This is a genomic window from Streptomyces sp. NPDC007264 (assembly GCF_042869095.1).
Classification (GTDB): Bacteria; Actinomycetota; Actinomycetes; order Streptomycetales; family Streptomycetaceae; genus Streptomyces.
On the sequence record NZ_JBIAFD010000030.1, the window covers coordinates 1 to 26,692 of the forward strand.

Here is a 26,692-nt window from a genome sequence, read left to right on the forward strand (position 1 = left end):
GGCAACCTCTGGATGCCACCCATCGCCCAGCTCCCCTGACCAGGCACCCCCACCCAGCGTCACCGATCAGGCCCATTCCTTCTGAATGGATACGCTTGAGGTCGCCAGGTGAAGGGCGAGCACGGCCTTGACCAGGTCGGTAATGCGGGTGGTGCTGCAGCGGAGCTTGCGCAGCAGCCGCCAGGATTTCAGGGTGGCCATCGCCTGCTCGCCGACGGCGCGGATCCTGGCATGGGAGACGTTGACGGCCTTCTGGCCTGCGGAGAGCTTCTCCCAGCGGCCGCGGTAGGGCACCCGAACGGTGCCCCCGGCCCCCTGGTACCCCTTATCGGCCCAGCAGCGCACCCCGGCCTCCGCCAGCGCCTCGATGACGCCGTGGGTGCGGGCGGCTCTGATGTCGTGGACCGCGCCGGGCAGGGCGGGCGAGGCCCACAGTAGACGCCCGAACGGGTCGGCGATGACCTGCACGTTCATGCCGTGCTTCTTATGCTTCCCCGAGTGGTAGGGGCGGTCGGCGGCGATCCGGTCGATGGGCAGCAGGGTGCCGTCCAGGATCACGAACGCCTTGCGCGCGGCGGTGCGGACGGCCGTGGCGAGGTCCGGGGCGACGGCGGCCAGGACCTCCACCGCCTCGGCGACGTAGCGGTGGACGGTGGCGATCCCGACCCCGAACCCGGCCGCGAGCTGGGCATAGGTGTGGCCGCACCGCAGGTGGGCCAGGACCAGCAGGGCCTGCCGGTCCGCGCTCAGCCGGCGCCACCGCGTGCCCCGCTCCAGGCGGCGGGCGGACAGCCGGCGGGAGAGGTACCGCAGGGTCGAGCTGGACAGATCGATCCCCGATGGGTAGACAAGCACGTGAAGCTCCGGGCGGACAGGTTGATCTTGGTCGACAACCCATCTACCAGGAGCTTCACCTCTTCCCGAACACCACCCCCACAGCAACTGGCAGCCGCTCAGCCAAGTTGGAAACGGCTCAGTGTCGTCCTACGGCGTGCTGCGGGCTTCGTACCGCCGAGCGGCGTGTTCTAGGAACTTCAGGCATGCCTTGGCCAGAGTTTCAAGCTGTGCGTCGTCGACCACGAAGCCGATCAGGTAGCCGTCGGCTGTGCGGGTGGCGCTGCGGGGTTCGGAAGCGCGAAGGCTGGGCCAGATGCGGCCGTGGGCGAAGCCGGAGGCTACCCGCCACGATGCCCGGGTTCGCTCAGGATTGAGCCCGGCAGTCGAGGCCGCAGCGAAGATGATGTCTCCAGCGCTCGGCCTGGGCAGCTTGGGGAGACCCAGGCTGTCAGCGAGCTGCTTGATCTCCTCGTGGCGCTGCCAGCCGGTTTTCTCCTTGGGGCCCGTGACGACGTGCTTCACGTCAGCCTCATGCTGGGCGCGGTTCCGAAAGTCTTCGGCCCACAAGGTGAGCGCGCGGTGTTGGCGCTCGGCTCGGTCCTTACCGTCCAGCAGCCACACAGCCGTGGCGAAGTTCTCCTGGGCACCACGCAGCAGGGTCCACGGGCTGTACGGATCGATCTGCTTCGCGACGACCACCAGCTTGGTCATGGCCTCGACATGCATCAGACCGGCCGCGAAGGAGGAACGGACGAACTTGGCGGCGCCCCACGGCCTCAACGGTCGGTCGTCCGCTGCCAGGCTGCTGCGAGCCGCGGGCTCGGGCAACAGCACGGAATGGTCCTCGGCCCGATACGCTGCCGCCGCATTGAAGAGCGGGGCCAGGTAGGAGATATCCTCTGCCCCCTTCTCAGACCTCGTCATAGTCCGAGAGGCTACGACGCGCCTGAGGTGCTGTGCCTGTCATTATCAGCTGGGGAGGCATCCCGTCGGCTCAAGGCCGTCGTCAGGGAGCTGTCGGCTCGGGCATCGTTCGGGGCCGCATCCATGTCGTCGACGCGGGAGTTGGCGAACATGGAGCCGTCACCTAATTTGTCATGTACCGCCTCTTGGGAGCGGGCGTGACCCTGCGCTGGTCAAACATCAACCACGACTACCAAGCGAGGCGGCCTCCGGTCAGATACCCGCTGACCGGAGGCCCGTAAAGAGGTTGCAGGCTAGGCCGTACGCTCGTCGGAGGTGCCCTTGCCACGTCGGCGTCGTGCGCGGGGGACCAACTTGACGACCGCTTCTGCAGCGGCGCGTGCGAGGTCGTCGAGGACGGCCTGGTAGATGTCCCGCGTTATCCGTGTATCGCTGTGACCGAGCGTGTCGGATACGACCTTGATGTCGATCCCGGCCGCTAGCATGAGCGTTGCTGCGCCGTGACGGAGATCGTGCAGTCGGACGGGTGGCAGGCCGGCGGCCGTGACCAGCCGCTCGAAGAGATCGCTCACCTTGCCGGGGTGGAGCCAGGAACCGTCTTCTTGAGTGAAGATCCGCCCGGTCAGTTTCCAGGCGGATCCCCACTCACGCCGCTCCTTGTCCTGCTGACGTTTGTGGTCGCGCAGATACTCGACAGACTCGCCGTCCAGCGCGATGAGCCGGATGCCGCTGTCCGTCTTCGGAGCACCCTCGATGATCTCCCAGCCGTCCTGGACGAGCTGGGTGGCGACGGCGAGTGATTCGCCTGCGAGGTCGAGGTCCATCCATCGCAGGCCGCAGGCTTCACCGCGCCGCAGTCCCCGGAACGCGATCAGATGCCACAGGCCGTATAGCCGGTCCTCGGCGATGAAGTCCAGGAAGCGCCCGGTCTGCTCCGGCGTCCAGACCATCACCGGAGACGGCTTCTCGCCGGTGGCTTCCCAGTGGGCCACCCGCTCGTCGGTCCACACGAGTGCCTTGGGTTTCGCCCCGGGCTCCAACTCGACATGCTCCGCCGGGTTGAAGTTGGACATGATCTGCTGAGCGATCGCGACGTTCAGCGCCGCGCGCAAGGTGGCCTTGATGTGCTGCTGAGTGCTGGCGCCAGTAACGCGCCGGAACGGCGGCATGGCGTCGATCGACTCCTGCACCGCCTTACGGCGGGCTCGGTTCTCCGCGCCCTTCCACGGGATCGTCTTGAGCAGATCGAGCGCGGCTCGCCGCTGGGCATTCTGCTCAACGATCTCTATGTTGGCCTCGTTGATCGCGTCAAACATCCTGTCCAGATGATGAACGCGCAGCTTGTCGAGACGGACGTCGCCCAGGTGTGGCTTGAGATGAACGCGGATGTCGCACTCGTAGCGCTTGAGGCCGGTGACGCGCAGCCGCTTGCGTCCGGCGAGCCAGAGGTCGAGCCATTCACCGACGGTCATCTTGGAGTTGAGGCTCTGGCCGGTCGCGAATCGGCGGCGAGTCTCGTCGTAGTCGGGAAGTGGCTCCTTGTTCTTCGCGCAGGCTTCCAGGAGGTCACTGATGGCCATCTGGCCGATCGGATCATCCTCATCGGGCAGCGCCAGCAGCGCGCGGGCTTTGTTCAGCTCCTCCGTGGCCTTGGTGGCGCTCTCCAGCCCGTACCGACGGAACCGGCGGCGGGTGCCGTCCTGCCGGGGGAGCAGCTCCTGCACAACGACCCACGTACCGTGGCGTTTGTTGGAGAATTTCGGGCATGACTTCCCGTAGTTCTTGCCCGTCTGCGGGTCGCGGCACGAGCAGCGCCGGGTGATTGTTCCGTTCACTCAGTGTCCTTGGAACTGGCTTTGGACTGGTCCACGAAGGCGAGATCGGCGGGCAGCTCGGGGGGAACGAGCCCGCGCTCGCGCATCGAGTCGCGGAACGCTCCGAGTGCTCTGCAGTCGTCGAAGGCGAACTGCTCGTAACCGGTGGCGGCGTCCAGCAGCTCGGTCCGGCGAGCAGGGTCGAGTGTGGTGTTGGCCATCCGGCGTCGTTCTTTGGCCAGGGACGTTGAGGCCCGAGCGGCGGCCACAGCGTCGCCGTGAGCGCGGAAGAGGTCCAGCAGCTCGCGCGGACTGCCTTTGGGAGCGGCCTCTGTGGAGGCAGTCTCGCCGGTGAACCAGGCGAGGCCGTTCCAGGTCGAGACCGGCTGACCCGGGAGCACATCCACCGTGGGCGCGGTATCGAGGGGAAAGAGCAAGGTGATCGGCGGCACTCCAAGGACGTCGGCCAAGACGAGGAACTCGGCGAGGTCGACAGAGCTGCGGCGTCCGGTCTCCAGGTTGGTGATCGTCGTCTTTGGTACGGGGAGGCCGCGGGCCGTGCAGGCGTCTGCCGTTTCCGCCACGGTGAGGCCGGCAGCCTTGCGATGGCGGCGGATCTGCTCCGCCACGCGGGTGGTGAGCTGGGAACCCCAGCCGTCTGTTGTCATAGTTGCAACTTACGGCATAGAAAAATGCTGCTGCAACATCCGTGGTACACATTCCGCTGTCGGAGGACCCCTGCAGGATCGGAGTGCGTCGTGGCGACATCTGAGAGCGCCCGTGGAGTGCAGGGCTTGACGCGAGCAGAGCTGCTGGCGCTGCCCGTAGCGGTCGACCTCGACACTGCCAACCGGGCCCTGTCCATAGGGCGCAGTACCGGATATGCCCTGGCCAAACGTGGTCAGTACCCGTGCCGAGTCCTCCGTCTGGGCAACGCCTACCGTGTGGTCACCGCGGAACTGCATCAGCTTCTCGGCGTAGACCCGGCTGAGGTGACCGAACGCAGTGACCTCTACGCATAGTCGCCGGGCCGTGAGGGCGGTCGAGGCCATGATCAGTCGGCCCTGCTGACCTAGACGCCGGCGCCCTGGTTGAGTGGGCAGGCCCAGTGATCAGTAGCGTGGCGGGGTCTCTGAGGGGACCGCCAGGTCGATGTGGATCTTCTTGAGTGTGCCGCTCAGGGTTCGACGCGATACCACGCGGGATCTCTGCCGAGGGTCCTCGGCAGAGATCCCGACGGGGCACGAACACCAGCCCGCACCGCTGATAACCTCACCTTTGTTGACGTGGGTACTTCGCGTCCCGTGCGTCTCGTCTCAGCACGCTCGGACGCGGAACGGGGGCGAGGGTGTTCGAGCCGCTGAAGGACAGTGACCCCCATGAGATCGCTGGCTTCCGCTTGGCGGGGCGGCTCGGTCAGGGGGCCATGGGCGTCGTCTACCTCGGCTACCGCAGCCCCCGGCCGGTGGCAATCAAGGTCGTGAAGCCGGCGTTGGCCGACGATCCATACTTTCGCCAACGCTTCGCTCAGGAGCTGGAAGCGATCCAGCGTGTAGGGGGATTTCACACCGCCGCGCTTGTGGCTGCTGATCCGGGTGCCGAGCGGCCGTGGATCGCGACCGAGTACATCCATGCGCCGTCACTCGATGCGCTGCTGAATCAGCACGGGCCGGTGAGTGAGCTCGGCGCATGGTGGCTGGCCGCGAGCCTGTCCGAGGCCCTCATCCACATTCACTCTGTCCGGCTGCTGCACCGTGATCTCAAACCGAGCAATGTGCTGGTCACCACGCAGGGCACGCGTGTGATCGATTTCGGGGTCAGCCATGTCGGCGGCGCGACTGGCCTCACTTCCGGCGACTCGCCACTCGGCACGCTTGCGTACATGGCTCCGGAGCAGGCCATGGACTCGCGGAAGGCGAGCGAGGCTGCGGACGTGTTCAGCCTGGCCGCGACTCTGGTGCATGCGGCGACGGGGCACCCTCCCTTTTATGCTCACCTGCCGGCTCAGCGGACACTGCAGAATGTCCAACCAGACCTTTCGGGCTTACCCGCGAGTCTGCGGGATCTGGTTGTCAGTGGCCTGGCCTACTCTCCTGAAGACCGGCCCACGGCCCACACCGTGCTCGAGGCGGCTATGGACCGGCTCCTGGAGCAGGCTGTACCGGTGAATGGGGGCATGTATCCGCCGCTGCCCGACGCGTTCCTCACGGATGTGTTGCAGGTGGTTAACGGGGCACCACCCGCGCCGCCGCCAGTGGTGGAGCAGGTTCCCGAGGCGGTTGTGGAGGAGCCGGAAGCTCCGGTGCTGCCCCCAGAGCCGGCTGTTGCAGGGGCGTCCAGCGGTGGGGGCGAGCCGTGGGCTGACCGCTGGCGCGGGAAGATCCGCGACCGCCGGTCCGACTTCGGTGGGTGACGCCGTCGACCCGTACGTGAGCACGATGAGGCAGTTCAGTAGTGAGTGAAGGAGAGAGCCTGGTGACCGGTGACGCAGGCACCGCCAAGTTCGCCGCAGGCATGCAGGTCCGCGCGCGGGACGAGGACTGGCTGGTCGTCGAGGCGTCCGAGACGAAGCAGGACGGTACGCGACTGGATGTCCGCGGGATCTCTCCGCTCGTGCGCGACCAGCGGGCTGTCTTCTTCGCTCACCCGTCGCTGGACAAGGTCACGCCCCTGCGCCCCGAGGATACCGACCTCGTTGTCGACACCTCTCCGGAGTGCCGGCGCTCTCGTCTGTTCATCGATGCCCTGATCCGCAAGACCCCTCTGCCGCTGTCGGAACAGAGGCTCGCTACCGTCGGTACTCATCTCGTCGATGACCTCGCCTATCAGCGGGAGCCGGCCCGGGCGGCACTACGCGGCCTGCAGCCGAGGCTGCTCATCGCCGACGCGGTCGGCCTGGGCAAGACGCTGGAAGTCGGTCTGTTGCTCTCGGAACTCATCCGGCGCGGCCGGGGCGAGCGCATCCTCGTGGTGACGCCCAAGGCCATCCTGGAGCAGTTCCAGCACGAGCTGTGGACACGGTTCGCCATCCCTCTCGTACGTCTCGACTCAAGCGGCATCGAACGCATCCGACGGAACATCCCGGCCGGCCGGAACCCCTTCTCGTACTACAAGCGCGCGATCATCTCCATCGACACCCTGCGCTCCGACCGCTGGCGCAGCCACCTCATGCAGGTCAACTGGGATGCCGTCGTCATCGACGAGTCCCACAAGCTGATCAACAAGGGCACGAAGAACAACCGGCTCGCAGGACTGCTCGCCCCCCGGACCGACGCTCTGATCCTGGCCAGCGCCACACCGCACAACGGTGAACGGGAGTCGTTCGGCGAGCTGCTGAGCCTGCTGGACCCAACCGCCATCCCCGACACCAGCGACTACGACGAGACCCAGCTCGACCACCTGTACGTCCGTAGGCACAAGATGTCCCCGGACGTGTCCGCGGAGATCGGCCACAAGTGGGCCACCCGCAAGAAGCCCGTGGCCTTCGACTGCCCCGCGAGCGCTGCCGAGCAGAGGATCTTCGAGGAGCTGTACGACGTCTGGATCAGCCCTGGGGAGGGACGGTCGGCTCCGGTGAGCGGCAAGGGCGCCCGTCTGTTCCCGTACACGCTTCTGAAGGCGTTCTTGTCCTCGCACGAGGCGTTGGCCGAGACAGTGGCCAACCGGATCAAGGCCATCGACAAGGACGCCGAGGAACACCCGGAGAACAAGGAACGACGTGCCCCTGAGCGGGCGGCACTCGTACGGCTTGGCGAACTGGCTGCCGAGGCCACCGTCCAGGAGGCTGCCAAGTTCCGCCGCCTGGTCGACGAGCTGAAGGCCATCGGGGTCGGCCCGGGGGCCGACAAACGCGTCGTCATCTTCTCCGAGCGCCGGAAAACCTTGAAGATGCTCCACGAGGCCTTGCCCGGTGCGCTCGGCTTTGAGGTAAGCAGGGACAACCGGTACGGCGCGATCCGGCAGCTTCACGGCGGTCTGCCTGATGACGAACAGCAGCGCATCGTCAAGGAGTTCAGCCTGGCCGACAGCGAGCTGCGGGTCCTGCTCACGGGTGACATCGCCTCCGAGGGTGTCAACCTGCACCGCCAGTGCCACCAGATGATCCACTACGACCTGCCCTGGTCGCTGATCACGATCGAGCAGCGCAACGGCCGTATCGACCGCTACGGCCAGCAGACGCCCCCGGAGATCCGTGCCCTGCTGCTGGTCCGCCAGGACGAAGACCCGGATGTCCCTTCTGCTGACCGGCTGGTTTCCCGCCGTCTGCTGGAGCGCGAGGACGAGGTCCACCGCACTCTGGGCGAGGCCGCCTCCATCCTCGGCCTGCGTGATGAAGACGCGGAGGAGACCGCGATCAAGACCGGGCTCGCGGACGGGAAGGCGTTCGACGCGATCGTCCCAGCGCAGCCCGTCGACCCCTTCAACCTCTTCATGGCCCACCACACGGTCGACGGATCGGGAGAGCACTACCGCGTCCCCCAATTGTTCGCCTCGACGCGTGCCTTCGTGGAGGAGGCACTGGACGAGGTATACGACAACAATCCCCAGGCGAAGATCGGCAAGCAGTGGGGCGAGGACCATCCCGAGATGCTCTCGTTCGCCCCCGATCGTGAGTTGCAGCGGAGGCTCCTCGTCCTCCCACAGACCTACCTGGACGAACGCGGGGTGCTCGATGAGTTGCGGGTCACGTTCGACCCGGCGTTCGCCCAGCAGCGTCTGGACCGTGCCCGGGAACGGAGTGGTGAACGCCCCAAGGGCGCCATCAACAAGCAGACGCGGCGCGAGACATCTGGGTGGCCTGATGTCAGCTACGTGACCGACCAGCATCCGCTGGTGGAGTGGCTCACGGACAAGGTCCTGGTCCGGCTCACCCGGAACACCGCACCGGTCATCACCGCCGATGTCGACGGGCCCAAGTTCCTGATGCAGGGCATGTACTCCAATGCCAAGGGCCACCCGACGGTCCTTGCCTGGTCGTGCGTGAGCGGGCTTGAGCACGGAGCCCCCATATTCGATGACGACCTGGTCAAGGTGCTGAACCGTGCCGGAGTGGAGCCGGGCATGCTCAACCGCCCTTTCACCGGGGACCTCGATGCTCTGCGTGCTTTGGTGCCGGACGCGGTCGAGGCCACCCGACGGCACCTGGACGAGCTGCGCGCCATCCAGGAAGAACCCCTCATCGAGAGGCTGGTGGAGTACGAAAAGCGCCTGCAGGCCTGGCGCAAGGCGAGCGAAACGGCCTTCGAACAGCTCACCCTGGGCGTCCGGCGCGAGGACGCAGAACAGCGTGTGGAGAACACCGCCATAGAGGTGGAGCAACTGCTCATGGACCTGGCCACGCAGGGCGAGGCCATGGTCCGGGTGATCGGGATCCTCGTCCCGTCCACCGGCATCGGCGAGAAGAAGGGCGCGTGACTGTCGTGGCATTCGAAGCGATCGTCAACCGCAATGAGTACATCTCCGCCCACTACCTTGCCGAGGTCTTCTCCAAGGACCTCGTCGACCTGCGCAAGCGCTGGACGGCGGCTGACCGGGCAGGACAGCCCACCTCACGCGCGGGCATGAGGAATCTGGGCCGCGACTACTTCAAGGCCAAGGTCCGCATCACCGAGAAGGGCGACTTCGACGGTTCCGACCTGCGCAGGCTCAACGACGCCCTGCTCGCCGCCCTCGCTTACACCCGTCCCGACGGCGAGCAGTCACAGCGCGACGACGACACCCATACCAGGATCCAGCGCGGCGTCTTCGAGGTCATGCACGCCGACAAGGTCCGCGAAGTGCCGGTCGCCCTCGCCGTGAAAGGGCCCAGTGGCGTTGAACTCGTTGCCCTGGACGTCACGTGGAACACCAATGCCGACCTTGTCGTCTCCGATGTAGAGGACGACGGATCCGAACTCCTCACCCCTATCGCGCTGGACGGCAAACACCGGATCACCAGCGCGGCAGACGCCGTCACCTTCCTCTTCGGCTGTGACGACGCCTACACGCCGCGGTTCGTACTGCTCCTCGCCGGCGGTGCCGTGCTGCTCGCCGATCGCACCGCATGGCACGAGGGCCGGTTCCTCGGCGTCAGCGTCGACGCTGCCCTCGACCGAAACCTGGCTGGCGACGGTGGCGAACTCGAAGCCGTGTCCGCCCTGTTCGGCGCCGAGTCCCTACTGACACAGGGCGGCGCGGCCGGGTACCTCGACGACCTGGTCGACAAGGGCCGCAAGCACGCGGTCGGCGTGTCCAAGGAACTGCGCGAGGGCTTGCGTGAGTCCGTGGAACTGATCGCCAAGGAAATCCTGAGCCGGATCCACGCCCACCCCGCCGATCCAGCCGAACTCGGCGACAGCACCGAACTGGCCACCCGTCTCACTCGCGAATCGCTGCGCTACCTATACCGGATCCTGTTCCTCCTCTACGCCGAAGCCCGTCCGGAACTGGGCATCCTGCCCACCAAGGACGAGGCCTATCAGGACGGCTACGGCCTCGCCCGGCTCGGTGAGCTGGTCTCCTACGACCTCCCCGAGGAATCCCATGAAGGGTTTCACTTCTACGAGTCACTGGATCTGCTCTTCCGCCTCGTCGACCAAGGTCACCGCACTCTGGAGGACCGTGAGAAGGGCGACCGCGAAAAGCTCGATGCGGACGGCATCCGCTTCGAGTCGCTGCGCAGCGACCTGTTCAAGGCTGACGCCACCCCGCTGATCGGCACGGTGCGCATCGACGGGGAAAAGGTCGACACCCGGCTGCGAAACAAGGTGCTCTGGCAGGTGCTGAACCTGCTCATGTTGAGCCGCGGTAAGACCGGCAAGGGTTTCATCTCCTACGCTCAGCTCGGCATCAACCAGCTCGGCGCGGTGTATGAGGGACTCATGTCGTACACGGGCTTCTTCGCGGCCGAGGACCTGTACGAGGTCGCCAAGCCCGACGCGGAGGCACTGGCCGGCACCTGGGTCGTCCCCCAGAGCGAAGCCGACAACTATGACGACGAGGTCTTCGTCAAACGCCGCGACCCCATCACGGGCGCGTGGAGGCGTGTCGAGCACAAGAAGGGCTCGTTCGTCTACCGCCTCTCGGGCCGCGAGCGCCAGCGCTCCGCCTCGTACTACACCCCCGAGGTGCTCACCCGCAGCACGGTCAAGCACGCCTTGGCCGAACTCCTCGACCAGGACGGTGAGACCACCGCAGCCAGGGACATCCTCGACCTGACCGTGTGCGAGCCGGCCCTCGGCTCGGGGGCCTTCCTCAACGAGGCTATCAACCAGCTCGCGGCCGAGTACCTCAAGCGCCGCATGGCCGAGCTGTCAGCCGAACGTGACCAGGACGTGCAGTTGCCGCCGGACGAGTACGAGGCAGAGCTGCAGAGGGTCAAGGCGTACCTGGCTCTCCACAACGCCTATGGCGTGGACCTCAACCAGACCGCCGTCGAGCTGGCCGAGGTGTCGCTCTGGCTCAACGCGATGCACGAGGGGCTGAAGGCTCCCTGGTTCGGTCTGCACCTGAGGCGAGGGAACTCGCTCATTGGCGCCCGCCGTACGGTGTACGACAAGGCCACGCTGAAGCGGAGGGCGTGGCTCACCACAGTGCCGACCGACCGCCCCCTGCGGGAAGACGCGGAAGACGGAGACTTCCGCGCTGGCGAGGAGATCCACCACTTCCTACTGCCTGCGAAAGGCTGGGGAGCGGTAGTGAATGCAAAGCAGGCCAGGGAACTTGTGCCGGAGGAGCGGGACCGACTTGCGGAGTGGCGCAAGAAGGTGATGGGAACTAGCCCCTCTGCGCCGCATACCAGGAGATTGCTGGCGCTTGCGACGCGTGTCGAGAGACTTTGGGAACTGGCCAAGCGTCGACTTGTGGTGTCCGAGGCGGAGGTCCGCCGTGACATCGACGTCTGGGAGGTGGACGAGAAGCACCCCCTGCTGCGGTCCTCGGGTGCGGTCTCACGCGAACAGGTCGAACAGGCACTCCAGCAGCCAGGTGCCCCGCGTGGACGCCTGAAGCTGGTGATGGACGCCTGGTGCGCCTTTTGGTTCTGGCCTGTGGGGCAGCCGAACACCCCGGAGCCGCCCACTTTCGAGGAGTGGCTGGAGTTCTGTGAGGCCGTTCTAGGGGTGCCGCCGGCGAAGGCGAAAGCGAAAGCAGTGTCAAAGAGCGCCGCACGTAAGCGTGGGGTCGCTGCCGGTCTGGAGGACAAGCTCGGCCTGTTCGCCGACGTCGGAGACTTCGACCAGCTTGCGCTGGATGACGACTTCGACCGGGTCATGAGCCAGTGTGCGGACATGCTTACGGTGACGCTTCGCTTCCCTTGGCTCAGCGAGGTCGACGCGATCGCTCGGCGGGAAGGCTTCTTCCACTGGGAGCTTGAATTTGCTCATATCTTCACGCGCGGTGGATTCGATCTGCAGGTGGGAAATCCGCCATGGGTCAAGTTCGAGTGGGACGATGAACTTGCTGTCGCTGAACATGACGCTTGGTTCGGGCTGGCAGAGAATGCGCCCATTCGAACCAAAGTTGAGCGCAAGGAAATGGCCCTGAGTACGCCGTCGGCGATGGAGGCCTACCTCCAAGACCTCACATCCTGGGCGGGAATTAGTGAACACCTCGGTTCGCCAGTAGACCATGTAGTACTGTCCGGGATGAAGGTCAATCTCTACATGAGCTTCATGGAACGCGCGTGGCGGAATCTGAATGGCCGGGGATCCGTCGCACTGATTCACGAGGAGAATCACTTCACCGTGCCGAGCGGAGGGATGTTCCGCGAAGCTACATATGCCAGACTTCGGCGCCACTTTCAGTTTGGTAACAACATCCTCCTGTTTGAAGATGTGGATAACAATAAGAACTTTGGTGTCAGCGTCTATGGTGCCCAAAGAGACATCAGGTTTGTGCAGATCGCACGAGCGATTCACCCTTCGATGGTTGACCAGTCGTTCGATCATAACGGCCATGGTGAGCTGCCGGGAATTCAGTTCCCTGAAGGCGGATGGGACGTGAGGCCGCATAGCGGGCGTCTCGTTCTAGTGACGCGGGAGACTCTTGCTGACTGGGCGGCACTCGTGGATCCTCCAGGAACGCCGGCAGGGCAGGCGCGGACACTTCGGCCAGTGACGGTTGCCGAGAATCAAGTTCTTCGCATCCTCTCGCGTTTCCCGGAGCGGCTCGAAGGGACTAAGTTCTGGTGGTCCCTGGAACTAGATGAAGGGAAGGCAAAGAAGGAACGATTGATCGAGTGGAGGACTCACAGGCCGACCTCATGGACTGAAGTGGTCTTGCAGGGCCCTCACTTCTCGGTGGCTACCCCGTTTGCCAGGCAGCCCAATCGGGAGTGTAAGTCCAATAAGGACTACTCGGCTTGGGATCTGCAATCTCTCCCGGAGATCGCTCTTCCGCGTGTGAACTATGCGAGGTCGTGCACGCCTGAGGAATTTCTTGCAGCGCAACGTTCATGGGAGGGAACTCCTTCACGAGATTACTTCCGGCTAGCGTGGCGGCGTATGATCACTTCGAATACTGAGAGATCATTGAACGCCGCAATCATGCCACCCGGGCCAACGCATGTTCATGCAGTTCACACCATGGCGTTGGAAAATAATCGAGGCACGGCTGCGATCGCTGGACTCTGGGCCTCAGTGGTTCTCGACTACCTGGTTAAAGTCTCTGGTGCCACTGCGGTCAACTTTGAATTTGCGCGAAGGTTTCCTGCGCCCTTGGAACATCCTCTTATCACCCCTCTACTCCTTCGCGCCCTCCGCCTCAATTGCCTGACCAGAGACTACGTGCCACTTTGGGAGGAACTCTTTGAGCCTGCCTGGGTGGCCGATCGCTGGACGGACCCTGAGGCGTCTCGTCTGAATATCCAGGACGTTGAGTCGACGTGGTCCATGGCGACGCCGCTGCGTACGGAGTATGACCGGCGGATGGCGCTCGTTGAGATTGACGCGCTCGTCGCGGTAATGCTCGGACTGACCGCCGAGCAGCTCTGTGCTATGTACCGGTCGCAGTTCGCGGTGCTGCGAAAGTACGAGTGGGAGATGTTCTTTGCTGCCGACGGACACAAGATCGGTGCAGCGACCTACAACGTCGGGATCCGGCAGACCCCTGAGGAGACCGCGTTTGTCAAGGCATGGGTGAAAGCCGCCCGCGCCGGAGACCCGAGACCCGAGATGCCCGAGGGATGGGTAAAGCCCAACCGTGAGGCTGAGATGACCCGGGCCCACGCGGACTTCACGGCCCGGCTGCTGGCAGGTGAATACGGCGACTACGCCGCGTACGCCGCCGAGTACGGGGATCACGGAAACCTCCTCGGCAGGGCCGAAGCCGAACAGGCTGCGTCCGATGTCCTGGTAGAAAGCAGGTAAGTCGTCGTCATGCTGCCCTCTCTGGTTGCCGAGGACCTGCGTCGAGCCCTGGCCACCTACCTGACGACGAGCTTCGCGCTTGCCGACGATGACGTGCGCGAGGAACTTGACGCATTCCTGGAGCGCCCGGAGAGCCGACTGTTCCGTGGGCCGTATCTCCGTGTCCGGACTCCCTTCCGCGAAGCCAAGAAGGGATGGGAGGCGGCACTCGACTGGCACCCGGACGAGCTCACGCCGTACACCCACCAGGCCGTAGCCTGGCAACGGCTGTCGTCGAAGGGAGGGCGGCAGCCGGAGCCCACCATCGTCACGACGGGTACCGGGTCGGGTAAGACGGAGTCGTTCCTGGTGCCGATCCTGGATCACTGCGCGCGGGCTCGGGCCGCAGGACAGCGGGGTGTGAAGGCCCTGTTGCTGTACCCCATGAACGCCCTGGCCGACGACCAGGCGCGTCGTATCGATGACTTCCTCGCCACCGAGGAAGCGCTCAAGGACGTCACGGCCGGCATCTACATCGGCGGTGCCTCCGGGCCCCGATCAGCCTCGGACGAGGACGAGAACGAGCCCGGCTCGTACGGTCGTGACACCGGATCGACGTCCCTCGCCGGCGACCCGACGGTCAAGAAGCTGATCACTGACCGGGAGGCGATCCGGGCCGACCCACCGGACATCCTGCTCACGAACTACAAGATGCTCGATCTGCTGCTGCAGCGGATTCCGGATGTTCCGCTGTGGCAGTCCGATTCCTTGGCGTACGTCGTCCTCGATGAGTTCCACACCTATGACGGCGCCCAGGGCACCGACGTGGCCATGCTGCTGCGCCGCCTCGGGGCGGCGACCGGGGCGGCACGTGAAGGGCGTCCGCTCGGTGACATCACGCCGGTGGCGACGTCGGCGACGCTGGGCGGGAGCGTGCCCGACGGGCCGGTCGCGGAGGGGCCCGAGCGGTCGGACCGTGAACTGCTGCTGGAGTTCGCGGAGAAGGTCTTCGGCACACCGTTCCCGGATGCCGCGCTCGTCGGTGAGGATCGGCTGCTGCCCAAGGAAGTGGTGGATGAACCGGACTTCCTGCTTCCCAGCCCGGCTCCCGCTGCCTTGGCCGCGTTGCCTGATCCGCTGGACGACGAGTCAGCCCTTGTGGAGCTGGCGCGGCTCATGCTCGGCCAGCCGATCACCGATCCGCTGCAGGTCGGGGCCAAGCTGAAGCAGCACATCCTGGTCAAGGCGATCCTTGACGTCGCTGGCAGTACACCGGTGACCGTCCCGGAGATCGCTAGGGAGTTCGCGCAGCGCGGTGGCGGTCCGGCGTGGGACGAAGCGGCCCGAAGCGACCCGGGTGTGCTGGAACTCGCCTTTGCGCGGATCCTTGCGCTGATCTCGCACGCTCGCAGTCCGCATCCCGTCACGGGAAAGCCCGTTCCGTTCCTGCGTGTTGAGGCGCAGCTGTGGGTGCGCGAGGTGCGGCGCGTCATTCGGGCGGCGACCGCCGAGCCGCACTTCCGCTGGTACGACGACGACGGCCCGACGGGTGACTCACGCCCGAACCCGGCCAACCTTGCCATCTACCAGCCGACGGAGATCGACAGCGCTGGCGAGATCGGCGATCGGGAGGACGCGTCGCGTCGCCCCGTGGGGCCGCCGTACCGGCGTCACCTTCCGGCGGTCTACTGCCGTCACTGCGGGCGGTCGGGCTGGGCCGCGCTGTCCACCGAACTGGAGTGGCAGCAGCTGAAGACGAACACGCTGGAGATTTACAAGGCTGCCGCGCAGAAGAGGCGGCCCGTGCGCTGGATGCTGCGAGCCCGGCCAGACGAGTACCCGGTGCTGCACCTGCACGCGGAGAACGAATGGTTGTCGACCAACCCGGCGCAGGACACCGTCGCGGTCGTCACCCCGCAAGGGCCGCTGCCCGCCGACAACGATGATGAGTGCCCCTCATGCGGGTTGGACGATGGCATGCGCTTCCTTGGCGCTGGCACGGCCACCCTCGCGTCGGTGGCCACCACGCAGATGTTCTCGGAGCGGGGACTCGCGAAAAACGAGCGGAAGCTGTTGGTGTTCACCGACGCGGTGCAGGACGCGACCCACCGGGCTGCGTTCATCGCCAACCGCAGCTTCGGCTTCACCCTTCGAGGTCTCCTCGCCAAGCACCTCACTCCTGGACAGCCGATCGCGGTGCACCATCTCGCGGCCGATGCCGCCGAGGCCGTTGTCATGGCCGCCGGTGGCGGAAAGCGCGAGGAACTCGCCTCGATCGTTCCCCCAGACCTGCGAGAGAACCCCGACATTCAGACCTTGCTGGATGAGTCGAACGGCTTCAGCGACGCAGGCGCGGAGATGCTCCACAGCCGCCTGGTGTTCCAGACTTTGCTGGAGTTCGGCCTGCGCTCGCGCCTGGGTCGCACGTTGGAGCTGACCCGTACGGCGGCTGTCGAGGTCGAACTCAAGGAACTGCCGCAGCTGTGTGCGGAGCTGAGAGATCGGCATCAGCGTCTCCCTGGGCAGATTTCCTTGCCGACCGATGACACGGCGTACGAAGTCTTCCTACGGGGCCTGGCCGAACGGCTGCGGTTGCGCGGAGCGTTGTTCCACCCGTGGCTGCTGGAGTACATCCGCCAGGCCGGCGCGCGGCGCTGGCCGATCTGGGGTGGCCGTCCCACCGGCATGCCAGCCTTCCCGCGCGGCCTCGCCGCGCCCGCGTTCCCGGTGTCCGGTGGCATCCGTACAACCGGCTTCGACTCTCTTACTCGGGACAACACCTGGTTCGCGGACTGGGGCCACCGCACACTGGGCTGCGATCGGCGCGAGGCGCGCGCGGTGACTGAGCTGGCCATGAAGCTGCTTGCCCAGCACGATCTACTGGCCACCTACCACGCCGAGGGCGGTGCGCTTGTTTACGGCCTCAAGCCTCGCAACGTCCTCGTCTACCGCATCGACGACGCCGCCTCACCTGACGAGAACGGTGTCAATGGGTGTGGCGTGCGCTGCAACACATGCACCTGGCGGCAGACCGTGCCGCCGGGACGGCGTGAGCAGTGGCTGGGCACCGCGTGCCTGCGGTTCCGCTGCTCGGGTAACTTCGTCGAGGACGACCGCGACTACACGGCCGACTACTACCGGCGCCTGTACACCGTCGACCGGCCGGGCGATGTGCTGACCGCCGAACATACGGGTGCGCTGAGCCGGGAGCGGCGTGAGCAGGTCGAGGCCGCGTTCAAGAACTGGGCCTCGGCGTTCGACCCGAACGTACTCACCTGCACACCCACTCTCGAACTCGGCATCGACATCGGTGACTTGTCGGCCGTGTTGCTGGCCTCCATGCCGCCTGGACCTGCCAACTACGCCCAGCGGATCGGCCGAGCGGGACGCAGCACCGGCAACTCCCTGGCAGTGACCTTCGTCCCGCGAGGCAACCGCAACCACTACTACCTGCACACCCCCGAGCACATGCTGGCCGGCCGGATCATCCCGCCGGACTGCTACCTGGAGGCCTCCGAGATCCTGCGCCGCCAGTACCTGGCCTTCCTCTTCGACCGCGCCGCCGACCGAACCCTGTGGGAAGGAACGGCGATCCCCGAACGCCCCATGCCACCGCGTATCGGGGAGCTCTTCGGGCCGGGGCTGGCCGAAGACGGGTGGTTCCGCCGTTTCCTCGACGTCGCGACCGCCCGCCATGCCCAGCTGTGCGCCGCGTTCATCAAACTCTTCCCAGCGATGAGCGAGGAGGCCCGCCAGGGCGTGCAGGCTTTCGCGGAGCAGGAGCTGGAGGAGACCGTCGGGGCCGCCGCGAGCGCATGGAACAAGCGAGTGGCGGCGCTACGCGCGAGGATGCGGCAGATCGGCCGAGCCTTCGACGCCCTGGCGTCCGTCTCCGGAGACCCAGAACGTGACAAGGAGCGGCGTCAGCTCTTCGCCGAACAACGCACCGTACGCAAACGCCGGGACGACCTCGTCTCGGAGAACTCGATCAACGCCCTGGTGCGGTTGGGCCTTCTGCCCAACTACACCCTCCACGATGACGCGACCGTGCTGGATGCCACCTTGTGGTGGCGGAACAGCGACGGCGAGTTCGACGAGAGCGCTACCGACTACGGGCGTGGCTCACGCCTCGCGCTGACCGAACTGGCGCCCGGCAACATCTTCCACACCGACGGCTATAAGTTCATCGTCAACGGCGTGGACCTTGGCACCGGCGTCGGCGGCGGCGAGGACCCGTACGCCCTGTGGAGGTTCTGCCCCGAGTGCGGATTCGTAGCCACGGAGGAGACCGGCCTCGACATCACTGCCTGCCCACGCTGCAAAGCCCCGCAGATCGCCGACCCGGGAGCCGTCCACAAGGTGCTGGTGCCCGAGCGGGTGGTGGCACGTGAGCGGCGCGAGGACGCACGCCTTACCGACGAGAGGGATGAGCGGGAGCGCAGGCAGTTCGATGCGATTGCTCTGGTCGACATCGACAAGGACCAGCCCCAGGGGCTGAGGGCCTGGCGCCGCATCAGCAAGAAGAAGGAGGAGAAGGTTCCGCCTTTCGGGGTCGAGTTTGCCCGAGTGGCCACCATCCGCACCATCAACCTGGGACCATCGGCCGCCCCGGGCTCGACTCATGTGATCCGCGGCGACGAGATACAGGTTCCTGGCTTCGAGACCTGCCTGGAGTGCGGCGCGGTCCGTGGTGTACACCCACAGGCATGGGACCCCTCGGCTCAGCGTGTCGGCACCCGCCATGCGTACTGGTGCACGCACCGCGACGACGGCGTGAACCACGAGCCGACGGAGAAGCTGCTCCTGGCTCATGAGCTGACCACGCAGGCCCTGCGCATCCTGCTGCCCGTATCCACGATGGACCTCGCCGAGCGCCTCGTCTCCTTCAAGGCGGCCCTGCTCCTGGGCATCACCAAACACTTCGGCGGAGCCCCCGACCACATCCGCGTGGTCACCGACAGCATGCCCGGCGACAGCCCGGAGCTACGTAGGCGCTTCCTCGTCCTGCATGACTCCATGCCCGGCGGCACCGGCTACCTGGAACACCTCGCGGACGCCCAGGTGCTGCACCGCGTCCTGAGTCTCGCTCAGACGGCGCTTCGGGAGTGTCCCTGCCAGAAGGAGGACCAGCGCACCCCCTGCCACCGCTGTCTGTTGCCTCACGTCACCAGCAGCGAGCTTCCGCACGTCTCGCTGCGCATCGCCAAGGAGCTCCTGGACGAGATCCTCAAGGACTGGGACGTCGAGAAGGTCGACACGCTCTCCGGGGTCCGCATTGACCAACTCGTCGAGAGCGAGCTGGAGGACCGGTTCGTCCGCACGCTGGTCACCTGGGGTCGCCGCGAGGAGGAGGACGGATCGGTCACCGCCAAGGCCGGCCAGCGCGGCATCGAGCATGAACTGCGCTTCACCTGCGGTGACACCACCACACGCTGGCGCATGCAGGACCACGTGCGGGTGAACACCGCCGTGCCCTCTGAGCCCGACTTCCTCCTGGAACGCACCGACGGCCCTACCGAGCGCGTCGCCGTCTTCCTCGACGGTTTCGCCTTCCATGCCAGCGAACGTGTCAATCGCATCGCCGACGACGCGGCCAAGCGGGCGGCCCTGAGAGCCGAAGGCATCCTGGTCTGGCAGCTGACCTGGGACGACGTCACGAGATGGGCGGCGGCCGTCAGCGGCGCGGTTCAGGGGCAGAAGGTTCGCACGTCCGTGCCACCCCTGCACACCGAGGGGGCACTAGGGCTCGCCCGGCAGATACACCAGAGCCTGGTCGGCGAGGCCCGGCCCGATGACACCCTCGACCCGGCCCTGCGTAATCCGGTGGAGGCCCTGCTGGAGTTCCTCGCCGACCCTGACCGGGCCAAATGGGCGCGGCGGGCAGCTGGCCTGCTGGGCGGCTTCGGAGCGGTGGCACGCCCGCAGCCGGTGGATCGTGAGGAGATCGGACGAGCCCTCCCTGACATTCTGCGCGGCGCAGCCCTGCCCACCGCGCCCCAGGCCACCGAGGCGGTCGCCTTCGACGCCCGAACCCCCGGGCAGACGCGGATCACCGGCCTTCTGGACCGCCGACCCGAACCGCGAATCGGACAGCCGGGCATGCGGGCCTGGTCAGCTCTGGCCGTACTCGACGACCGGCCGGACGCCGTCGCAGACGAGGACCACAGGAACCGCTGGGCGGACTGGCTGCGCTGGTCCAACCTCCTGCAGTTCCTCCAGTCCACCGCCAGCGACGAACTGCCCTGCTCCTTCCACCAGGTCGCAGTCTCCACCAGCGATCAGGTGGACCCGCACACTGTGGCCCTGCTGACCAGCGCGCTACCCACGGAGGGAGGAGCCCCGCCGCCGCTACCGCCCAGATGGGCCGAGGCTCTCGAATGGGCTTCGAGCAAGGTCGAGGACGTCCTGCTCGCGCTCGTCGAGGAAGCCCGCGGGGGCCGCATCGACGTGCCCGAGGTCGGCTTCGAGTACGGAGACCAGGCGCTGCTGGCCGAACTGGCCTGGGAAGACGAGAAGGTCGCGATCTTCATCGACGCGGACGAGGAACGAGACACCGCATTCGAGCGTGAGGGCTGGTACGTGGCACAGGCCGATGCCGTGAACGTGCCCGAACTCATCAAGAAGTTGGAGGGGAACTGATGTCCGGCGCCAAGGTGATCATGGCGGACGTCTTCGGGAAGTCCTATGACGCGCTGGACGGCTCCGTCCAACCGCTGGTGCTGCAGTTCATCATGAAGATGCAGCGCGACCCGGACTCCAACGGCCTCAATCTCAAGCCCCCGAAGGGCGCCAAGGACAAGAGAGTCCGCACCGCTCGCGTCACCGACAACTACCGCGCCGTGCTCATGCACTACGCCGACCGCATCTACTACCTGGTCGCCGTACTGCCGCACGACGACGCGTACGACTTCGCCGCGAACATCCTCTTCGACATCAACAAGGTCACCGGCGGCATCGAGCTGATCAATCTGGGCAGTCTGTACGGCACCCTGAGCGGGCAGTCGAAGAGCGCGGACGGCACGGCGGACGCGAAGGCGCCGTCGCTCTTTGCCGGCGTCTCGGACGCCGACTTCGAACGCCTCGGCGTCCACTACTCCATCGTCCCGGCGCTCCGCGAGATCCACAGTGAGGACGCCGTCCTGGGGATCGTCGAGACACTTCCGAAACTGGCCCGCGACGTCATCCTGTGCCTCGCTGACGGTATGTCCGTCGAGCAGGTCTGGGAGCAGGTCAGCTCCGTCGCGGCCACCGAAGACGAGATCGACACCGAGGACTACGAGGCTGCCATCGAGCGCCCAGCCACCAAGGAAGCCTTCGTGGTCACCGGCGACATCGCCGAGTTCGGACGCATCCTGACCGAACCGCTCTCCGCCTGGCGGATCTTCCTCCACCCCGCTCAGCGGGCTCTGGCCGAACGGAAGATCCCGTACAGAGGCCCCGCACGCGTCACCGGAGGCCCTGGCACCGGCAAGACCGTGGTGGCACTCCACCGCGTCAAGGCCCTCGCCGATCGCCTGCCGCCTGGCCAGGCCATATTGCTGACCACCTTCACCACCAACCTCGCCAACCTGCTCAAGTCCCACCTCAAGGACCTCGGCGGGGCTCAGCTACTGGCCAAGGTCGACGTCCGCAACATCGACAAGGTCGCATATGGCACGGTGAAGGAGAGCTTCGGGCCCGAGGCACCGAGCAGGCTCAAGGACAGCGAAATCCTCAACCGCTGGATCGAACTCGCTCAGGAACAGCCCGGACACCACGTCGACGGCCGGTTCCTCGACACCGAGTGGAAGCAGGTCGTTCTCGCCCAGGACATCCGCAGCCGCGACGCGTACTTCGTAGCCAAGCGCGCAGGTCGTGGCCGACGACTCAACCGCCCTGAGCGCGCCCAAGTCTGGTCCCTCATCGAGGAGTTTGAGCGCCGTCTCGACCGCGAGAAGGCCGCGGGCGTCATCCAGCTCGCCGCCCAGGCCGCCCGGATCGCCTCCGGCTGGTCCGACGAGGAGCGGCCATACCGGCACATCGTCGTGGACGAGGCACAAGATCTGCATGCCGCTCACTGGAAGCTGCTGCGCGCCCTCGTCCCCGAAGGAGACGACGACCTCTTCATCGTCGGCGACGCCCACCAGAGGATCTACGACAACCGGACATCCCTCAGCGCCCACGGCATCAACATCCGCGGTCGTTCCAAGCGACTGACCCTCAACTACCGGACCACCCGGCAAATCCTCGTGGCCTCCCTGAACCTGCTTGGGAAGGTCGAGTTCGACGACCTCGACGGGAACCCGGAGCGACTGCGCGGATACGGATACCGCTCCGTCCTCTCCGGAGCCAGCCCCGAGACGCAGGGTTACCGCACGGCCGCTGAAGAGATGACTGCGCTGGCGCAGCGCGTCGAAGGGTGGCAGCAGGAAGGCGTCAAGCCACACGAGATTGCAGTGGTGGCCCGGACCCACGCGCTGGCCAATGCGGCTGTCGAGGCCTTGCGTGACGCCAAACTCGACGCCGTGAAGGTCGAGGACTCCCGTGTCCCTGATCCCGACGAAGGCGCGCAGGTCATGACCATGCACCGCATCAAGGGACTCGAATACCGCGCCGTTGCCATCGTTGGAGCCGGCGCCCAGCACATGCCGTTGCCCACCGCCCTCACACCGGAGGCCGAAGACCGACTTCAGTACGCCGCCGACCTGCGCCGCGAGCAGTCACTGCTCTTCGTCTCCGCAACGCGCGCCCGTGAGCAGCTGTCGATCACTTGGTCGGGGCGGCCCAGCCAGTTCCTGGAGTCTCCCAAGGCCGAATAGAGGACACGCTTGGCCTGGGCGAGGGAGATCCGCGGTTGAGTGGACCGCAGTTCGACGGAGATGGCGTCCAGGCCGCGGTCGTCCTGCTGGTCGAAGACGGCCTGGGCGGCAAGCGCGTCGCTGCACGGTTGCGCTGCGGGGCTATGTGGATTCCGTTCATCAGCTCTTGTTGAGTGACCGCGTGACGCCGGCGACGACCGCACTGGTCAGGATCCAGCCCGCCGCAGTGAGGGCGTAGGCGAGCCACTTCAATGAGCCCGTGAAGTACCAGACGCCGCGCTGGCCGAGATCCCCAATGGGGATGAGAAGGTCGAGCGTGTAGATCAGTGCTTGGAACGGGGGGCCTTCGCCGGGCTTGTTGCGTATGGGGTGGCCGGCGTTGAAGAGGATCGAGCTTATGGCGGTGAGCGCGATGAGCCAGAGGCCGGCAATCCAGGGTCGGTAGCCGTAACCCACGGTTCCGTCGAGGAGGTAGCCCCAGAGCTTGCCGAGCAGGCGTTGGCTCCGTCGTCGTCGGCGCTGCTTCTTGAGCAGGACGCGGCGTGCATCATCGTCGTGCCCCACCCTGCGGTACCAGGCGGCTAGTTGTTCGTACGGCTGGGGCGAATATGCAGGCATACGGTCGAGCCACAGCAGCCGGTCGGCCGAGGTCTCGCCAGGAGTTGTCTGAATCGAGCCGTAGGTGAAGCCGTCCAGATGTACGACCTGGGGCCAGCTGTCGTCGTTGTCGCGCAAGACGTCGACTGTGGCGCTGCTCAGATCCACCGAGGCCGTCGGTCTCCCCGCCGGGGTAAATCTCAACTCGCCCGCCTGCATACGGGACCCGTCGAGAGCCGTTGAATCACAGTCGAGACGGGCGAGGTCGAAGGAGAGCAGGTTGACGATGTGCGCCCCGTTCAGCCGTACGGTCCCGTCGGTGGTGAAGCCGTCAGAGAGGATGATCGAGGAGGCATTGAGTCCGTCGCCGCTGATCGTGTCTGCACCGGGATTGCTCAGCTGGGCCCCTTCCATGAACAGGCCACCGGCTAACTGAGCGCCGACGAGGCGGATACCACCGCTTGCGGTGAAGCCCCGGCGGCAGAAGACACCGCCTTCCATGGTGAGGCCGCCTGCCCAGATGGCCCAGCTTCCTGACGGGGCAGAGATCGTGGTACCGCTCATGCGGAGCTCGCCAGTTATGTGTGCGCGGGTCAGCACCATGGGGCCGTCAACGGTTGTTCGGTCCACGAGGAGATGGCCCTCGACCCTCAACAACTCCGCGCTGATGCCCGGTAGCCGACACCCCGTGAAGTGCAGTGATCGTGTGGATGCGCTCCGCAGATTCGGTGCCTCCTCGATCCAACAACCTTCGAGGCGCAGCGGATATTGAACCAGCCCCTCTGCCAGGTCGAGCGTTCCCGTGATGCGGGCGCCGACAAGATGAAGCGCCGGCACCACGCCATCCTGCGTGACCTGGCCATCGAGAAGCAGCGCGGCAAGGATCTCGGCACGAACAGTGCGCTCCGCGGGCCATTGTGCTCCGCTGGAGGGATCGTCTTCCTCTGGCTGGCCTGTGCGCAGATCGACCGACTGCCCGGTGGGAAAGGCGTCCCGAACCGCGCGTTCGACCGGGCTGAGGTCAGCGTCGGACAGGACCAAGATCCGGCTCCTTTCCCTGCAGTTCCGTTGAAGCTGGGGCCGCGTGTGACCGGGCACCGGTGGATGACCGGTTCAGTGTTGCTGGGCGATGTCGTCGGCCCATTGGACTTCCGGGATGGCGCGCAGCCTCTCGGCACTCAGCGGCTCGGGTGCGTGAGCGCAGTGTCCGAGCCGAGGCAGCCAGGAGCGGGCGGGAAGGCGCAGGCGCCGATCGTGAGCGCCGTTGACGGCCCAGAGCTGTCCTTCCTCCTCTACTACTGTGCCGCCGCGCTCGGCGTGGTAGTGCCACCACAAGGACCAGTCGACATCCGTCTCGATGACCGCGTTGCCGCCGTGGCGCCGTAGGTAGTAGTCGAGGTTCCGTTGATTCTCGATCATGGCCTTGGGCGGCTTGGCGTGCCACACATGGAGTGCCCAGAGTTCGGGGCGGAACAGGCAGGAGGCGCCAGCGGCGACTGCGCGTGCTCCGAATTCCATGTCCTGGTAGCCGTAGCCGGTCATTGCCTCCTCGAAGCCGCCCACGTGCCAGTACAGGTCGAGAGGCCAGCCGGAGTTCAGAGGAAGAGCCCACTCGGGACGGAGCGGGACCGACTCGTCGGGAGTGCAGGTCCGTAGCTGCTCGCGTAGCTCGGGACCGGTGAATGTGCCCTCAACGCGGGCTGGTGCACCGGCGGGGACCAGGGCACGGAGGAGGTCGACTTCGTGACCAGTGACGTGTTTCAGGACGGAGTCCCGCTCCAGAGGCGGCAGCCACTCGACCGCGCCGAGGATGACCTTGTCTGGGTGCTCGGCATGGACGGCCGCGAAGCCTGCCATGGCTGTGGGCTGTAGGACCAGGTCGCTGTCGAGCATGACGAGCAGCTCCGCGGATGCCGGCAAGTTCGCGGCGCCGATGTTGCGAGCCCGGCCAGTTCGTACGCCACGGTCGGGGCCGCAGCCGACCCAGCGCAGCCGCCCCCGCCACGCATCGGTGGCTGCGCGGTCCTCGACCATTTTCCGAGTGCCATCGGTGGAGCCGTCGTCCGCGACGACGAGTACGAAGTCCTGGCAGGTCTGCTCTTCGAGGGAGGCGAGGAGCAGCTCCAGATTCTGCTTCCGGTTGCAGACCGGTACCACCGCGCCGATCACGGCTGACTCCGTACGGTGTTGTGGAACTTCCGCCACTCCACGCGGGGGGCCAGCACGCTCGGGTCGACCCGCTCGACGTGGTGTCTGGCGAGTTCCAGCAGGCCCGCGATCGTCTCACTAGTCAGCGCATGAGGCTCGAGCCCGAGCTCCGGCAGCCCGGTGTGCACGGTGCGGTAGTAGTGTTCCTCAGCTTCCACGCGGGGATTCGGCAGGCTCTCGATCTTCGTCGCCAGGCCAGCCGCGGTGGCCGCCTCAGCCACCCTGGCCGCGATGTTCTGGAGGGAGAACTCCTCGGTGAGCTGGTTGAACACGCGGTATTCGCCGCGCGGCGGAGGGTTGAGCATGGCCAGCTCGATACACCGCATGGTGTCGCGGATGTCGATGTAGCCGCGGGTCTGGCCACCCCGCCCGTAGACGGTGATCGGCTCCCCGAGGGCGGCTTGGACGCAGAAGCGGTTCAGCGCGGTGCCGTACACATGGTCGTAGTCGAGCCGGGTGGCGAGCTCGGGATGCAGCCGGCTCTGCTCGGTTGCGGCCCCGTAGACGATGCCCTGATGCAAGTCGGTCGCCCGGATGCCCCAGATGCGGCAGCAGAACATGATGTTGTGAGAGTCGTGGACCTTGCTGAGGTGGTAGAAGGACCCCGGCTGCTTGGGGAACGGCAGCACATCGCTGCGGCCCTTGTGCGTGATCTCAAGGAACCCCTCCTCGATGTCGATGTTCGGGGTGCCGTACTCGCCCAAGGTCCCCAGCTTCACCAAGTGACACTCGGGAGCGAACTCCGCGATGGCGTAGAGCAGGTTGAGGGTTCCTACGACGTTGTTCACTTGGGTCCGCACCGCGTGCTCACGATCGAGCATGGAGTAGGGGGCGGAGCGTTGCTCGCCGAAGTGCACGATCGCTTCGGGACGGATCTCACGGACCACCGGGCTGAGGGCTGCATGATCGGTCAGGTCCAGGACGTGGCACCCGATGTCGAGCCCGGTTTCCTTGCGCCACCGGGCTATTCGGGTCTGCAGCGGAGCGATGGGCACCAGGGTGTCGAGCCCGTGGTCCATGTCGAAATGGCGCCGCATGAAGTTGTCGACGACGTGCACTTCGTGGCCCTGGGCCGAGAGGTACATCGCCTGTGGCCATCCGAGATAGCCGTCCCCACCGAGCACGAGAACCCGCATATACCTACCCTCCGTGATCAATGAATGCGAATCCGTAGCCTAGGCTGGATCGT

General features: G+C 66.1%; 13 protein-coding genes. 6 read left to right on the forward strand and 7 right to left on the reverse strand.

What is annotated here, in order from left to right:
• Window positions 1–66 precede the first annotated feature (66 nt).
• The 4 genes from ACFYMU_RS32415 to ACFYMU_RS32430 form a co-directional block, all read right to left on the reverse strand.
• A complete protein-coding gene (locus ACFYMU_RS32415; RefSeq protein WP_388381122.1) occupies window positions 67–855 on the reverse strand; it encodes a transposase family protein in 789 nt (262 codons plus the stop codon).
• A gap of 129 nt (window positions 856–984) precedes the next feature.
• Entirely contained in the window at window positions 985–1,761 is a 777-nt protein-coding gene (locus ACFYMU_RS32420; RefSeq protein ID WP_388381125.1) for a hypothetical protein, read from the reverse strand.
• 293 nt (window positions 1,762–2,054) lie between these two features.
• Window positions 2,055–3,596 (reverse strand): tyrosine-type recombinase/integrase, encoded by a 1,542-nt coding sequence (locus ACFYMU_RS32425; protein ID WP_388381128.1) that lies wholly within the window; start codon window positions 3,594–3,596, stop codon window positions 2,055–2,057.
• Window positions 3,593–4,243, reverse strand: a complete 651-nt coding sequence (locus ACFYMU_RS32430) for a helix-turn-helix domain-containing protein (protein WP_388381131.1) — start codon at window positions 4,241–4,243, stop codon at window positions 3,593–3,595. Before ACFYMU_RS32430 ends, ACFYMU_RS32425 begins: the two co-directional genes overlap by 4 nt.
• 90 nt (window positions 4,244–4,333) lie before the next feature.
• On the opposite strand from ACFYMU_RS32430, the gene ACFYMU_RS32435 reads away from it, so the two are divergent.
• The 6 genes from ACFYMU_RS32435 to ACFYMU_RS32460 all read left to right on the forward strand — a co-directional run bounded on the left by ACFYMU_RS32435 (window position 4,334) and on the right by ACFYMU_RS32460 (window position 22,698).
• On the forward strand, window positions 4,334–4,597 hold the full coding sequence (locus ACFYMU_RS32435; protein WP_388381134.1) for an integrase: 264 nt from the start codon (window positions 4,334–4,336) through the stop codon (window positions 4,595–4,597).
• A gap of 326 nt (window positions 4,598–4,923) precedes the next feature.
• Window positions 4,924–5,988, forward strand: a complete 1,065-nt coding sequence (locus ACFYMU_RS32440) for a serine/threonine-protein kinase (protein WP_388381137.1) — start codon at window positions 4,924–4,926, stop codon at window positions 5,986–5,988.
• 62 nt (window positions 5,989–6,050) lie between these two features.
• A complete protein-coding gene (locus ACFYMU_RS32445) occupies window positions 6,051–8,990 on the forward strand; it encodes a DEAD/DEAH box helicase (protein ID WP_388381140.1) in 2,940 nt (979 codons plus the stop codon).
• Window positions 8,987–13,921, forward strand: a complete 4,935-nt coding sequence (locus ACFYMU_RS32450; RefSeq protein ID WP_388381142.1) for an Eco57I restriction-modification methylase domain-containing protein — start codon at window positions 8,987–8,989, stop codon at window positions 13,919–13,921. Before ACFYMU_RS32445 ends, ACFYMU_RS32450 begins: the two co-directional genes overlap by 4 nt.
• A gap of 9 nt (window positions 13,922–13,930) precedes the next feature.
• The gene (locus ACFYMU_RS32455) at window positions 13,931–20,539 is read left to right on the forward strand and encodes a DEAD/DEAH box helicase (protein ID WP_388381145.1); all 6,609 of its coding nucleotides are present in this window, start codon (window positions 13,931–13,933) and stop codon (window positions 20,537–20,539) included.
• Complete coding sequence (locus ACFYMU_RS32460; RefSeq protein ID WP_388381148.1) at window positions 20,539–22,698, forward strand: UvrD-helicase domain-containing protein; 2,160 nt, start codon at window positions 20,539–20,541, stop codon at window positions 22,696–22,698. The genes ACFYMU_RS32455 and ACFYMU_RS32460 overlap by 1 nt, the downstream gene beginning before the upstream one ends.
• 159 nt (window positions 22,699–22,857) lie before the next feature.
• On the opposite strand, the gene ACFYMU_RS32465 is transcribed toward ACFYMU_RS32460, so the two are convergent.
• The 3 genes from ACFYMU_RS32465 to ACFYMU_RS32475 all read right to left on the reverse strand — a co-directional run bounded on the left by ACFYMU_RS32465 (window position 22,858) and on the right by ACFYMU_RS32475 (window position 26,639).
• Window positions 22,858–24,336: an oxidoreductase gene (locus ACFYMU_RS32465; protein ID WP_388381150.1), complete on the reverse strand. Its 1,479-nt coding sequence runs from the start codon at window positions 24,334–24,336 to the stop codon at window positions 22,858–22,860.
• Window positions 24,337–24,408: 72 nt separating this feature from the next.
• The gene (locus ACFYMU_RS32470; protein ID WP_388381152.1) at window positions 24,409–25,464 is read right to left on the reverse strand and encodes a glycosyltransferase family 2 protein; all 1,056 of its coding nucleotides are present in this window, start codon (window positions 25,462–25,464) and stop codon (window positions 24,409–24,411) included.
• The gene (locus ACFYMU_RS32475; protein WP_388381155.1) at window positions 25,461–26,639 is read right to left on the reverse strand and encodes an NAD-dependent epimerase/dehydratase family protein; all 1,179 of its coding nucleotides are present in this window, start codon (window positions 26,637–26,639) and stop codon (window positions 25,461–25,463) included. The genes ACFYMU_RS32470 and ACFYMU_RS32475 overlap by 4 nt, the downstream gene beginning before the upstream one ends.
• Window positions 26,640–26,692: the final 53 nt, after the last annotated feature.